Origin of the sequence: Streptomyces triculaminicus, assembly GCF_017349075.1 — a bacterium.
Lineage (GTDB): Bacteria > Actinomycetota > Actinomycetes > Streptomycetales > Streptomycetaceae > Streptomyces > Streptomyces triculaminicus.
On sequence record NZ_JAFMOF010000004.1, the window covers coordinates 811,647 to 824,525 of the forward strand.

Sequence of the window (12,879 nt, forward strand, 5' to 3'; positions counted from 1 at the left end):
GAGTCGACCGCGGCGCCTGGCTGCATGCCGACGGGGCGAACACCGGGCATGCTGCATACACAGAATGGCGCTACTCCCCCCGGCCGTCAGTCGCCGGGAGTGGGGGTCTGGGCAAAGATCCGCCAGCGGCCGCTTGCCCGGGGGGTGGTACGCGTGTCGACGTTGACCACGCGGCTTTCGGCCTCGGACGTGGGCCCCGACCGGGCCTGCGCGGTGGCGTTCCCGGGGGCCAGGACCAGCAGGCCGGCCCCGGTAGCGATCGCGATACGTGTCACACGTGAATTCATGGGCAATCTCCCGGATCACGGAAGATCTGCCAATATCCGGAATACTCCCCCGCGGCGCCAGGTATACACCAAAGGTATTCTCGGCCAGTTGAAGGCTGCACTGCCGCGTCACGGGGCAGCACGGGGCAGACGTCGGCCACGCGGGTCCGGGTTCAGCACTGATCCGACGCGTCGCCATGCGCGGAACGCGCGACCGCTCGTCACCGCGCGATGATGAGCCACTCATCGCCGTCGGCCAGTGCGGGCGCGTGCGGCACGCCCTCCGGTTCGGCCCGCAGGATCGTCTGCTGGAGCCGCCGCAGTCCACCGGAGGGCTCCAGGCCGAGTTCGCGTATCAGGGCGCGGCGCAGGCGCTGGTAGGCCTCCAGGGCCTCGGTGCGCCGACCGGATCGGTGCAGCGCCAGCATGAACTGACCGTGCAGGGTCTCGTGGGTGGGATATCGGCTGACCAACACGGTCAGTTCGCCGAGTAACTCGCGGTGCCGCCCGAGTCGAAGGTCGGCCTCGATGCGCTGATCGAGGGCGCACAGCCGGGTCTCCTCCAGCCTCCGGGTCTCCACGGCGAGCTGCGCCCCGGTCTGGACGTCGGCGAGCGCGACGCCGTTCCACAGCGAGAGCGCCTTCTCCAACTGCCTTGCGGCGCCGGGAAGGTCGTTCGCGGCCATGGCCCGATAGCCCATGCCTGCGAGTCGCTCGAAGTCCCGGACATCGCTGCTGCCGCCGGAGCTGTTCAGCAGATAGCCGCCAGGCACGGTGACGAGCACGTCCTTGGCGGTACGGGGTTGGGCGCCCTCGGGGTCGCTCGCCAGGGCGGCGGTGATCAACTCGCGCAGCTGCAACACGTACTTCTGCAACGTGGCGCGCGCGCTGCGAGGCGGCTCCTGCCCCCAGAGCTCTTCGGTCAGCGCCGCCACGGACACGGTCTGGTCGGCGCGCAGGGCCAGCAACGCCAGCACCTGTCGCGGCTTGGGCGCCGACGGTGTGATCGAGACTCCGTTTTCCCGGACAGCCAGTCCGCCCAGCACAGAGATGTCCATAGCGCTCCCCCTACGCACGCAAGAGCGAGCAGGCTCCCCCGGCCCCAAGCAGGTCGGTCGGCTCTTCGCGCATGAGTGCATGTTAAAAGCAGTGCGAACGATCTTGTCAAGAATAAACCGTTCAACTGGTTTTTATTCAGTCAATGAAGAAGCCGACCTCACGCACTTTTATTTATTGCCAAATTGACCGAAAGTGCCCAACCGGGCATCCCGCCCGAGCGGCGTCAGCCAGCCGTGGCGTCTTAAAACCGACGCCTTAAAACCGGCGTCTCAAAATCATACGTTCAGTCCACTTTGGGGTAGCGCAGACGGACAGCAGGGCCATCAGGGTGTGCGTGGCGTCGACCAGCGCCCGCAGGCCGTCGTCGGCGACTTCCGCCGCGGCGGTCACCCGCGGGACGCGGGCCGCGGCCTCCGGGTCAGCGCGGCCCCGGCCGGAGGCCATGCCGTACAGGGGTCGCGAGGTGGGGGTGGTAGGGGTTTGCGCGAGGACGGGGGATGCGTAGCTTCCGAGGTGGCTCGTCGTGGTGCCGGCCTTCGAAGTCCCGCCCGGCGCCACGTGGAGCCTGGTTGATTGCCCGGGCCGCGCCATCCCCCCCGTCGCGGCCCGGGCATTCCTGTCCCGATATCCGTGGGGGCTGAGACAGGGCGAGGACATCACGCGTATGAAAGCACTCGTACTCGCAGGCGGTAAGGGCAGCAGATTGCTGCCCATCACCCACACCGCCCCGAAACAACTGGTTCCGGTGGCGAACAAGCCCGTGCTCTTCTACGGCATCGAGTCGCTGGTCGCCGCCGGAATCACGGACATCGGCATCATCGTGGGCTACACGGCGGACGAGATCCGCGAAGCCGTCGGGGACGGGAGCACCTTCGGCGCGGACGTCACGTACATCCAGCAGGGCAAACCCCTCGGTCTGGCTCATGCGGTTCTGGTGGCCCGTGACTATCTGGGCGACGACGACTTCGTCATGTACCTGGGCGACAACTTCATCGTCGGGGGCATCGAGAAACTGGTGGAAGGCTTCCGCGAGGAGCGGCCCGATGCCGACCTGATGCTGACGCGGGTGGAGGACCCCCGTGCGTTCGGCGTGGCCGAGCTGGACGACGACGGGCGGGTCGTACGCATCGAGGAGAAGCCCGCACATCCGGTCAGCGACCTGGCGGTGGCCGGGGTCTTCCTCTTCACGCCGGTGGTGCACGAGGCGGTCCGGGCCATCGAGCCGTCCGCGCGCGGGGAACTGGAGATCACCGATGCCGTGCAGTGGCTCATCGAGCAAGGCCGCAAGGTGCGGTCCACGCTGATCACCGGCTACTGGAAGGACACCGGGAACGTGTCCGACATGCTGGAGGTCAACCGGTCGGTGCTGGAGGGCCTGGAGCCGTGCATCGACGGGAAGGTGGACGCGGACAGCGAGATCATCGGCCGGGTGCGGGTGGAGCGAGGCGCCAGCGTCTCGGGCTCCCGGATCGTTGGGCCGGTCGTCATCGGCGCGGGGACCTCCGTCACCAACTCCTATGTGGGCCCCTCGACTTCGGTTGCCGAGAACTGTGTGATCAGCGGCAGCGAGGTCGAGTTCTCGATCATTCTGGAGGGGGCCTCCATCGAGGGCGTAGGCCGGATCGAGGCCTCGCTGATCGGAAGGCAGAGCCAGGTGACCCATGCCGGGCGGACACCCCGGGCCCACCGATTCGTCGTGGGCGACCACAGCAAGGTGCAGATCACGCCATGAGAATTCTCGTCACGGGTGGGGCCGGCTTCATCGGTTCGTGCTTCGTCCGCCTGCTGCTCGGTCCCGAGGCCCCGGTGCGGGTCACCGGCGTCACGGTGCTCGACTCCCTCACGTATGCCGGAAACCGGACCAATCTGGCACCGGTGGTGAACGATCCCCGGCTGACGTTCGTACACGCAGACATCCGTGACACAGCGTCGGCCGGGGCCGCCGTGGCGGAAGCGGACGCGGTGGTGCACTTCGCCGCGGAGTCGCATGTGGACCGGTCCATCGAGGGGGCCGCCGACTTCGTCTCGACGAACGTGCTCGGCACCCAGACGCTGCTCGACGCGGCTCTGCGACACGGGGGCCGGACCTTCCTGCACGTGTCCACCGACGAGGTCTACGGGTCGGTGTCGGAGGGGTCCTGGACCGAGCGGCATCCGCTGGCGCCGAACTCCCCCTATTCCGCCTCCAAGGCGTCCTCCGACTTGATCGCGCTCGCCTGCCACCGGACGCACGGGCTGGACGTACGGGTCACACGGTGTTCGAACAACTACGGACCGTACCAGTTCCCGGAGAAGGTCATCCCGCTGTTCACCACCCGACTGCTGGACGGGTACGACGTTCCGCTGTACGGGGACGGGCGCCACGTCCGGGACTGGCTGCACGTCGAGGACCACTGCCGGGCGCTGGCCGCCGTCCTGTGCGGCGGACGTGCGGGCGAGGTCTACAACATCGGCGGAGGAGCCGCGTTGACCAACCGCGAGTTGACGGAGCGTCTTCTCGACGCCTGCGGCGCGAGCTGGGACCGGGTGGTCCACGTGGCCGACCGCAAGGGGCACGACCTGCGGTACTCCGTGGACTCCCGGAAGATCCGGGAGGAGCTGGGGTGGACGCCCCGGCACTCGCTGGACAGCGGGCTCAAGGAGACCGTGGCCTGGTACCGGGACAACCGGGCGTGGTGGGAGCCGTTGCGGGCGGCCACCGTATAGCGCCGCATCGGGCAACGTCGTGGAGACGCCGAGGGCCGGTCCCCCCCTTGTCGCGGGGGGGCACCGGCCCTCGGCTTGTGGGGGAACCGTACGGCGCCGGTCAGGCGACGCCTACGTCGAGCAGGTGGTCCGAGATCATCTTGATGATCGCAGCACGGTGGTGCAGCAGGTAGAAGTGACCGCCGTCGAAGATGTGGAAGTCGAACGGCCCCTCCGTGTGGTCGCCCCAGGAGCGGGCCTCGTCCACCGTGACCTTGGGGTCGTTGTCGCCGACCAGGCCGATCACCGGGCAGCGCAGCTTCTCACCGGGCTCGTAGACGTACGTCTCCGCCGCCCGGTAGTCGGCGCGGATGGCGGGCAGCACCATCCGCAGGAGCTCCTCGTCGCCGAGCACGTGGGAGTCGGTTCCGCTCAGGGCCTTGATCTCGGCGATGAGGCCGTCGTCACCGAGACGGTGGACGGCTTCGTTCCGCGGCCGCGACGGGGCGCGGCGGCCCGAGGCGAACAGGGCGGCCGGAACGACGCCGTGCCGGCTCTCCAGACGGCGGGCCACCTCGAAGGCGAGGGTGGCCCCCATGCTGTGGCCGAACAGGGCCAGGGGCTGGTCGGTCCAGGGCTCCAGAGCCTTGGTGACCTCGTCGGCCAGGGCCTGGATGCTGGTGATGCCGGGTTCCCTACGGCGGTCCTGGCGGCCGGGGTACTGAACGGCTAGCACGTCGACGGGGTGCGGGACCGCACTTGCCATCGGGTAGTAGAAGCTCGCGGATCCGCCCGCGTGCGGCAGGCAGACAAGCCTGAGCTTACTGTCGTCGCGCGGATTGAACCGTCGTATCCACAGCTCGTTCTCCTCATTCTTGCCGGTCACGACAAGGGCCGTTCCTTCCTCGAAGCCGCCCCTTTTCAGGCGAGTGCACTAGGGCGACGGTAGGCGCGCACCGGGGCCGCTCCCACCCCTAGTCGCCCCTTGACTCCCCTGCCGCACAAGGGTGGTTGAGGGGTGGTCCGGGCTTTCTGGGGCGTACGGGGAGGGAGTAGGGGCTCCTTGCGCGGCGGGCCCGCTCTACGGTCGGGCGGATGCATGCCGAGCCGTACGCCGCTGCTCCCGCACCGGCGCCCCTCCGGAGGTCACCCCGTGAAAGAGATTCTGGACGCGATCCGGTCGGCGGACGCCACGTCCGCGGACTTCGCCGCCCTGGCGCTGCCCGAGTCCTACCGTGCCGTGACGGTGCGCAAGGACGAGTCCGCCATGTTCGAGGGCCTCGCCACCTGTGACAAGGACCCGCGCAAGTCCCTGCACGTCGAGGAGGTGCCGCTGCCCGAACTGGGGCCAGGTGAGGCGCTCGTAGCCGTCATGGCCAGTTCGGTCAACTACAACTCCGTATGGAGTTCGATCTTCGAGCCGCTCCCGACGTTCGGATTCCTGGAGCGGTACGGAAGGTTGTCGCCGCTCACCAAGCGGCACGACCTGCCGTACCACGTCATCGGCTCCGACCTGGCGGGCGTCGTGCTGCGCACCGGGCCCGGCGTGAACGTCTGGAAGGCAGGCGACGAGGTCGTCGCGCACTGCCTCTCGGTCGAGCTGGAGTCCTCGGACGGCCACAACGACACGATGCTCGACCCGGAGCAGCGCATCTGGGGCTTCGAGACGAACTTCGGCGGGCTCGCGGAGATCGCACTGGTCAAGTCCAACCAGCTCATGCCGAAGCCGGACCACTTGAGCTGGGAGGAGGCGGCCGCTCCCGGGCTGGTCAACTCGACCGCGTACCGGCAGCTGGTCTCCCGCAACGGTGCCGGCATGAAGCAGGGCGACAACGTGCTGATCTGGGGTGCGAGCGGCGGACTGGGCTCGTACGCCACACAGTTGGCGCTCGCGGGCGGAGCGAACCCGGTCTGTGTCGTCTCCAGCGAGCAGAAGGCCGGCATCTGCCGGGCCATGGGCGCCGAGGCGATCATCGACCGGAACGCCGAGGGCTACGCGTTCTGGAAGGACGAGGACACGCAGGACCCGCGGGAGTGGAAGCGGTTCGGTCAGCGCATCCGCGAGCTGACCGGCGGCGAGGACGTCGACATCGTCTTCGAACACCCGGGCCGGGAGACCTTCGGCGCGAGCGTGTACGTGACCCGCAAGGGCGGGACGATCGTCACCTGCGCGTCGACGTCCGGGTACAAGCACGAGTACGACAACCGCTACCTGTGGATGTCCCTCAAGAAGATCGTGGGCTCGCACTTCGCCAACTACCGCGAGGCCTGGGAGGCCAACCGCCTGGTCGTCAAGGGCAGGATCCACCCGACGCTCTCGCGGACGTACCGCCTGGAGGAGACCGGGCAGGCGGCGTACGACGTCCACCGCAACCTGCACCAGGGCAAGGTGGGGGTGCTGTGCCTGGCCCCCGAGGAGGGGCTCGGGATCCGGGACCCGGAGTTCCGCGAGAAGCACGTGACGGCGATCAACCGCTTCCGGCTGCCGCAGGAGGGCTGAGCCCGCCTCGGCCCTCCTGGCGTTCGGGCGTTCCGCCGTCCCGGGTCACCGGGCGCTCCCCGCGCCGTGCCCTTGCGACACGAGTGAGTGGCCGACCCCACGGGGGGCCGGCCACTCGTCCGGTTTGGAACGGTCCGTCAGACCGCTCCGGTCCGACTCAGCAGGTGAGTGCGGATCAGATGTTCACCGGGACCGAACCGCTGACCGGGCCGAGCGGGGTCTGGACGGTGTACTTGATGGTGGCCGGGCCGCCGGTGAACGGGCCGCCCGTCCAGGTGCCGTTGACGCTGCCGATGGCGCCGCCCTTGAGGGTGATCTTGCCGGAACCGTAACCGTTGGAGCCGAAGGTGCCGGAGAAGGTGGCGCCGAAGGAGCCGAACGGGGTGGAGACCGTGCAGCTGCCGTTGACCGTGTTGCCCGAGGTCGAGGCGTTGCAGGGGCTGGCGGCGGCCGCCGCCTGCGGAGCCTGCGCGGGGGCGGCGAACGCCGGGCCGGCCAGCATGGCGGCGGCAGCAGCGGCGCCGACGCCGGCGAGGGCGACGCGGGAAGCGATCTTCATTATGGATCCTCCGTTGCATTTCGCAGCGAATTCGCTGCGCCTTTCGCTTGCACGGGTAACTTTCGTCGAACGGCGGGGTGCTGACCACCCCTGTTCAAGGAATCCGGACCCCTATTGACGCTAGGGGGCGGGAAATAGAAAAACCGGCCCGATGCAGCCGGAATCCATCACCAATGAATTCCCGCCACATCGGCCGGTTCGCAAGGGGTAATTCCTACCTGTACAGCCGAATAGGGAGCTCCTTCAGGGTGCGCAGGTTGAAGTGCGGGTGGTAGAGGGGGGTGTCGGTGGCCAGTTCTATGCGGCTGTAGCGCTTCAGCAGTTCGGAGAAGAGCACGCCGACCTCCAGCAGGGCCAGGTGCTTGCCCATGCACTGGTGCGGGCCCGCGCTGAAGGCGAGGGACTTGACCCCGCGGCGGCCGAGGTCGAGCCGGTCGGGGTCGGGGTAGCGCTCCGGGTCCCGGCCGGCGGACTCGAAGGCGACGAACGCGGCGTCGCCGGCCGGGATGACCTTGTCGCCGAACTTCATGTCCTCGGTGAGGATACGGGCCACGTAGCGGGCGGACGGGTGGAAGCGCGAGAGCTCCTCGACGGCCGTGGGCATGAGGGAGGGATCGTCGCGCAGGGCCTGCAGCGCTTCCGGGCGCTGGAGGAGGGCCAGCAGTCCGTTACCGATGAGGTTGGAGGTGGTCTCGTACCCCGCGTTGTACAGAAGTGCGGCATTCGCGGCGATTTCGTCGTCCGAATAGTTTTCGTCGCAGTGGAGCATCATCGAGACGAGCGTGCTGGTGGGAGGCTCGTTGCGGGCCTTCTCGATCAGCTTGTAGAGATAGGCGCGGGCCTTGGGCTCGGCCTTGTTCATCGCGATCAGGTCCCGCGGCGGGATCGAGCGGTTGATCATCTGACCGACGGGTTCGGTCACACTGCGGAAGAAGTCACGGTCCTCGGGCGGGATGTCCATCAGTTCGCTGACGACGGTCACCGGCAGTGGCAGGGCCAGGGCGCTCATCGCGTCGATCTCCCCGCCGTCGGGGCCGATGCCGTCGAGGAGGTCGTCCACGATCTGCGGGATGCGGGTGCGGAGTCGGTCCAGCATCCGGGGCGTGAAGAGCTTGCCGACGCCGCGGCGCAGCCGGCGGTGGGCGTCGCCGTCCTTCATCAGCATCCAGTGGTCCGCGGACTTCATGACCGGACTGGTGGGGCCACCCCGAGTCGACGCCCACTGGGTGTTGGACGGAAAGTCGCTGGACGTGTCGGAACTGCGCAGGAGCGCGTCGGCATCGTCGTAGTTGAAAAGCATCCAGTACCCGTAAGGGGTCCAGTGGACGGGGTCCTCACGCCGAAATCGCCCGTAGTATTCCAGATAGTTGGTTTCCAACTGGGGGTGGGTGAAGTCAAAGTATTCCGTCATGCCGTCCCTGCCTACCGAATCCACGCGATGCGCGTGCCATATGACCTTCGAGTGCATCGGCGGCGGCCGTGTGGCCGCCGGCCTCCGCGATGTCCTGCTGCATTTTCGAAACACGTTTGCGTGTCATCTGGTCGGCTTTCACCTCGTCCACTGCGGCACGCAGCCGGTCCGGGCCGAGCGTGCCGGAGCGGATGACCCGGCCGAGGCCGAGTTCGGCCACCCGCTGCGCGTGTACCTCGTGCTCGGGCGTCGAGGGCACCAGGACCACGGGAGTCCCCATGGACAGGGCGCCGGTGATACTGCCGAGCCCGGCGTGCGAGACGAAGACCTCGGCATGGCGCAGCACGGCCAGCTGGGGCGCCCAGGTGTGCACCTCGACGTTGGGCGGCAGGGGGGCGAGGTCGGCGGGGGCGATGCCCTTGTGCACCGCCATGACGACGTGCCACGGGGTGTCACGGAACGTCTCGACACACATCCGGAAGAACTCCGGGTTCCGGTGGACGCTGGTGCCCAGCGAGATCAGGACGACGGGGCTGCCGTCGGCGGGCGGGGTCCACTGCTCGGCCGCCGCCGCGCCTTCGAGGCAGGGGCCGACGAAGTGGTAGCGGGCGGCGTCGAAAGTGGCGCCGGCCGGCTGGAAGGAGCGGGTGTAGAAGACGAGGTTGAGGTCCTCCTCGCGACCGACGAGCTCCTCCACGGAGGTGTCGCTCTGGCCGTACTGGGCGAGGAGGTCGTTCAGTTCACGCAGGAAGTCCTGGAGGGCGGGGTGACCGGGGCGTGCCCGGCCCATCTTCGCGATCAGCTTGTCCAGCAGCTTGAAGTGCTTGTTGGAGGCGAGCGCCGGGAAGGTCTCGGCGGCGGGCACGTCCCAGGCGCGGGAGAGGACGCGGGCCACGTGGTAGAGCGTCAGGTCGTAGACGATCAGGTCGGGACGGCGCTCCCCCAGGTGCTCCTCCAGGGTGCGCAGGGCGCGCTTGCCCTCCTGGAGATAGAGGGAGGGCATCCGGGCGGTGTCGTCGGCGGTGACCATCTCGGAGAGGTCGACCTCGTCGAGGACGGAGGGGTAGCCGAGGACGGTGGCGCCGGTGGCCGCGACCCGGTCCACGAGGTTGCAGCCGGTGACGTAGGTGACCTCGTGGCCGCGTCGTACCAGCTCGGCGGCGACGTCGAGGGTGGGGATCACGTGGCCGAGGCCGGAGTTGTTGAGGAAGACGACGTGACGGCGCGTCCCGTCGGGGCCGGTCGTGCCGGTGTCCGTGGTGTCGGTCATGTCAGTGGAACCGTCGGCCCTCGTCGGCCCGGTAGGCACGGGCGGCCAGGACGGCGAAGACGGCCGTCCACACCAGGAGCATCACCATCGAGACCGGGTTGACCCTGTGGTCGCCCACGGCGGCCCACACCAGCTCGGCCGGGCCGCGGGCCGGGGTGAACGGGGCGATCGTGGCGATGAAGCCGGAGTCGGCGGCCGGGTCCGCGAAGTAGCCGCCGAGGTAGGCGAGCACCATGGGCATGATGGTGGCCAGCACGTGGACGGTGTAGGGGTTGACCGAGTACCCGATGGTGAGGGTCAGCAGGGCGAACGGCACGACGGCCAGACCCAGCGCCAGCAGACCGAGCAGCAGCCGGCCGAGGGGCAGGGTGGCCTCGGTGCCGAACGCCGCGATGGCGATCATCGGGAGGCTGCCCATGACGGCCAGCAGGAGGCTCAGGACGATCATGGCGGTCATCTTCGGCACCGGCCCGCCGGGCAGCGTACGGACGAATCCGCCCCACGGCCGCATCCGCGCGTCCGCGATGCCGTTGCCGTACTGCGCCGAGCAGAGGATGAGGACGGTGAACAGGCACATCGAGGCGGTGCTCATGACCACGGTGCTGGGGTCCTGCACGGCGGGCAGGACGTAGAGCAGCATGCCCACGGAGGGCAGGAAGAGCATGGCGACGTAGACCATCGGTACGCGCAGCGCCTGGACCAGCTCGAACTTGATGTTGACGACGATCGCTTGCATGAGGGGGTCCCTAGGAAGATGGGGCGATCCGGGAGGGGGTCACACGGACGCGGGTGTCAGGCGGCTGTGGGGGCCGGGGCCTTGCTGGTGAGGGCCAGGAACGCGTCCTGGAGCGATCCCGACTGGACCTCCAGGTCGGTGAAAGCGACTCCGGACGCCACCAGTTCGCGTACGAGCTGGTCCGCGTCGGCGGTGACCATCCGGACCCGGTCGCCCTCACGCTCGACGCCCATCGCGCCGGCGAGGGGCGGCAGTTCGGAGGCGAGCACGCTGACCCGGCGCAGTCCGCTGATGCGGCGCAGCGCCTCGACGCTGTCGTCGGCCACGCAGCGGCCGCGGTCCACGACGACGACGCGCTGCGCGAGCTGTTCGACCTCTTCCAGGTAGTGGCTGGTCAGCACGACGGTGCCGCCCGTGCCGTGGAACTCTTTGATCGCGTCCCAGAGCGTCTGCCGGCCCTCGACGTCCAGTCCGGTGGTCGGTTCGTCCAGGAAGACCAGGTCGGGGCGGCCGACGAAGGCCAGGGCGACGGCGAGGCGCCGCTTCTGACCGCCGGAGAGCCCGCCGGTCTGCTTGCGCACCAGCTCACCGAGGCCGAACCGGTCCAGGATCTCCCCGCGCTTGAAGGGATGGGGGTAATGCGCGGCGACGAAGTCGACGACCTCTCCGACCCGTGCCATGTCCGGAAGTCCGGTCTCCTGGGGGGTGACGCCCATGCGCAGGCGGGCCTTCATGTCGCGGGGGTCGCGGCCGAAGAGCTCGACGCGTCCCTCGGTGGGGTGCCGCAGCCCGACGAACATGTTGATCAGCGTGCTCTTGCCCGCTCCGTTGGGGCCCAGCAGGCCCAGGAGCTGGCCGGCCGGGATGTCCAGGTCCACCTGGTCGACGGCGGTCATGTCGCCGTAGCGGCGGGTGACGCCGACCGCGCGGGCGAGGAACTCGCCGTTGCCGACTGCCTCTTCGCGGAGTTCGTCTGTCATGTCACAGCACCTCTGTCAGCCAGCGCTCGATGGCGAGCGCTGTGGTCTCGGCATGTTCTGCGGTCATCGTGAAGTGGTCACCCGGCACGTCCACCGTGGTGTGTGCGTGGGCCCAAGTGCTGCGCCAGTCCTGGCCGTCGGGGACTGCGCCGAGCGGTTCGGAGGCCCGCACCAGCAGCGTCGGGGCGGTGGTGGCGGTGCGCTCCCAGTCCTGGCAGACGGTTCCGTACCAGGCCATGGCGGTCAGGCGGATGTCGTCCATGGGGATGATCGCACGGTCCGGCGCGCCGCCCGCAGCGGGGTCCTCACGGACCACGCCCTCGGAGAGTTCGGCGTTCCAGGCGGTCATCATGGGGTGTTCGAACGGGTAGATGTCCGCCAGGATCAGCGCGGACGGCCCCGCCCCCATGGCCTCCAGGTGCTTGGCCAACGCGTGGGCGAGCACGGCTCCGCCGGAGTGCCCGTAGAGCACGAATCCGGCGCCGTCGGTCTCGCGCAGGATCGTCTCGGCCTGCCAGCCCATCGCCACGTCCAGGGTGGCGGGCAGCAGTTCGCCGCGCCCATAGCCCAGTGCCGGGATCCCGGCGACGTCGCGGCGGCCCCGGAGTGCCGTGGCGAGCCGCGCGAATTCGTGCGGGCCGCCGACGGCACTGGTGCCGCTGGTGCCGATCAGGAGAGGCCCGCGCTCGCCGCCCCGGCTCAGCCTGACCAGCGGGGCCGGGGTGGGCAGCTCTGAGTGCTTGCGCGCCTTGGGGCGGAACTCTGCTGCCATGGCGGTGAGTTCGAGGAACTCAGGGATCTTCCGCTCCAGGATCGCCTGCTGGTAGAGGGAGTTGAGCAGCCCGGCGGGGTCGAGGTCCGTGGGCGAGATGCCCAGGAGCGGGGCCGCGGGCACGGTGGTGGTGGCGCCGGGCACACCGGCTGCCGTCCGTAGTTCGGCGTCCAGGCGGTGGGCCAGCTCGAGCGGGGTGGGGTGCTCGAAGGTGAACGTGCCCGGCAGGTCGAGTCCGGTCCGGGTGCGGAGCGTGTCGCGCAGCTCCAGGGCGGTAAGGGAGTCGAAGCCGACCTCCAGGAAGGTGCCCTCCGTCTCGATCAGGTCCACGTTCCGGTGCCCGAGGACGCGGGCCGCGCTCTGCCGCACGAGGGTGAGCAGTTCACGGACGCGGTCTTCTTCGGGCAGGCCTGCCAGGCGGCCCCGCAGCTCGGGTGCCGAGGTGGCCGGTGGGCCGTACGCGACCACGTCCGCAGTGGCGTCTTCCGCGTCGGCGGTCACGGGGCCGACCGGTTCCTGGAGGGGCGGCAGCTGGGTGACGGGCTCGGGCCAGTAGCGCTCCCGCTGGAAGGCGTACGTGGGCAGCACCGCCGGAGCCCCACCCCAACCCTTGTAGACCTCCTGCCAGTCGACCCGTATGC

At 69.2% G+C, this 12,879-nt stretch carries 12 protein-coding genes; 3 read left to right on the forward strand and 9 right to left on the reverse strand.

Annotated features, from left to right (window positions below):
• Positions 1-86: 86 nt before the first annotated feature.
• Both J1792_RS27215 and J1792_RS27220 read right to left on the reverse strand, forming a co-directional pair.
• Positions 87-275 (reverse strand): hypothetical protein, encoded by a 189-nt coding sequence (locus tag J1792_RS27215; protein WP_086568633.1) that lies wholly within the window; start codon positions 273-275, stop codon positions 87-89.
• 212 nt (positions 276-487) lie between these two features.
• Complete coding sequence (locus J1792_RS27220; RefSeq protein WP_086568635.1) at positions 488-1,324, reverse strand: AfsR/SARP family transcriptional regulator; 837 nt, start codon at positions 1,322-1,324, stop codon at positions 488-490.
• A gap of 665 nt (positions 1,325-1,989) precedes the next feature.
• Between J1792_RS27220 and J1792_RS27225 the strand changes: the two genes are divergently transcribed.
• Together J1792_RS27225 and rfbB are read left to right on the forward strand one after the other, a co-directional pair.
• Positions 1,990-3,057, forward strand: a complete 1,068-nt coding sequence (locus J1792_RS27225; protein ID WP_086568639.1) for a glucose-1-phosphate thymidylyltransferase — start codon at positions 1,990-1,992, stop codon at positions 3,055-3,057.
• The gene (gene rfbB / locus J1792_RS27230) at positions 3,054-4,031 is read left to right on the forward strand and encodes a dTDP-glucose 4,6-dehydratase (RefSeq protein WP_207248395.1); all 978 of its coding nucleotides are present in this window, start codon (positions 3,054-3,056) and stop codon (positions 4,029-4,031) included. Before J1792_RS27225 ends, rfbB begins: the two co-directional genes overlap by 4 nt.
• 100 nt (positions 4,032-4,131) lie before the next feature.
• On the opposite strand, the gene J1792_RS27235 is transcribed toward rfbB, so the two are convergent.
• Positions 4,132-4,896 (reverse strand): thioesterase II family protein, encoded by a 765-nt coding sequence (locus J1792_RS27235; RefSeq protein WP_207248396.1) that lies wholly within the window; start codon positions 4,894-4,896, stop codon positions 4,132-4,134.
• Between the two features lie 267 nt (positions 4,897-5,163).
• Here J1792_RS27235 and ccrA point away from each other — a divergent pair, with 267 nt between their 5' ends.
• Positions 5,164-6,510, forward strand: coding sequence for a crotonyl-CoA carboxylase/reductase (ccrA, locus tag J1792_RS27240; RefSeq protein ID WP_179198889.1), 1,347 nt, complete (start codon positions 5,164-5,166; stop codon positions 6,508-6,510).
• A 175-nt stretch (positions 6,511-6,685) separates the two neighbouring features.
• Here the strand turns inward: ccrA and J1792_RS27245 are convergent, their stop codons facing one another.
• The 6 genes from J1792_RS27245 to J1792_RS36115 form a co-directional block, all read right to left on the reverse strand.
• Complete coding sequence (locus J1792_RS27245; protein ID WP_179198890.1) at positions 6,686-7,069, reverse strand: hypothetical protein; 384 nt, start codon at positions 7,067-7,069, stop codon at positions 6,686-6,688.
• 214 nt (positions 7,070-7,283) lie between these two features.
• The gene (locus J1792_RS27250; protein ID WP_179198891.1) at positions 7,284-8,480 is read right to left on the reverse strand and encodes a cytochrome P450; all 1,197 of its coding nucleotides are present in this window, start codon (positions 8,478-8,480) and stop codon (positions 7,284-7,286) included.
• Entirely contained in the window at positions 8,464-9,750 is a 1,287-nt protein-coding gene (locus J1792_RS27255) for a macrolide family glycosyltransferase (RefSeq protein ID WP_207248397.1), read from the reverse strand. Before J1792_RS27255 ends, J1792_RS27250 begins: the two co-directional genes overlap by 17 nt.
• A gap of 1 nt (position 9,751) precedes the next feature.
• Positions 9,752-10,486: a hypothetical protein gene (locus tag J1792_RS27260; RefSeq protein WP_086569986.1), complete on the reverse strand. Its 735-nt coding sequence runs from the start codon at positions 10,484-10,486 to the stop codon at positions 9,752-9,754.
• Positions 10,487-10,542: 56 nt separating this feature from the next.
• Positions 10,543-11,466, reverse strand: coding sequence for an ABC transporter ATP-binding protein (locus tag J1792_RS27265; RefSeq protein WP_086569987.1), 924 nt, complete (start codon positions 11,464-11,466; stop codon positions 10,543-10,545).
• A gap of 1 nt (position 11,467) precedes the next feature.
• The gene (locus J1792_RS36115) at positions 11,468-12,826 is read right to left on the reverse strand and encodes a thioesterase domain-containing protein (protein WP_443742780.1); all 1,359 of its coding nucleotides are present in this window, start codon (positions 12,824-12,826) and stop codon (positions 11,468-11,470) included.
• Positions 12,827-12,879: the final 53 nt, after the last annotated feature.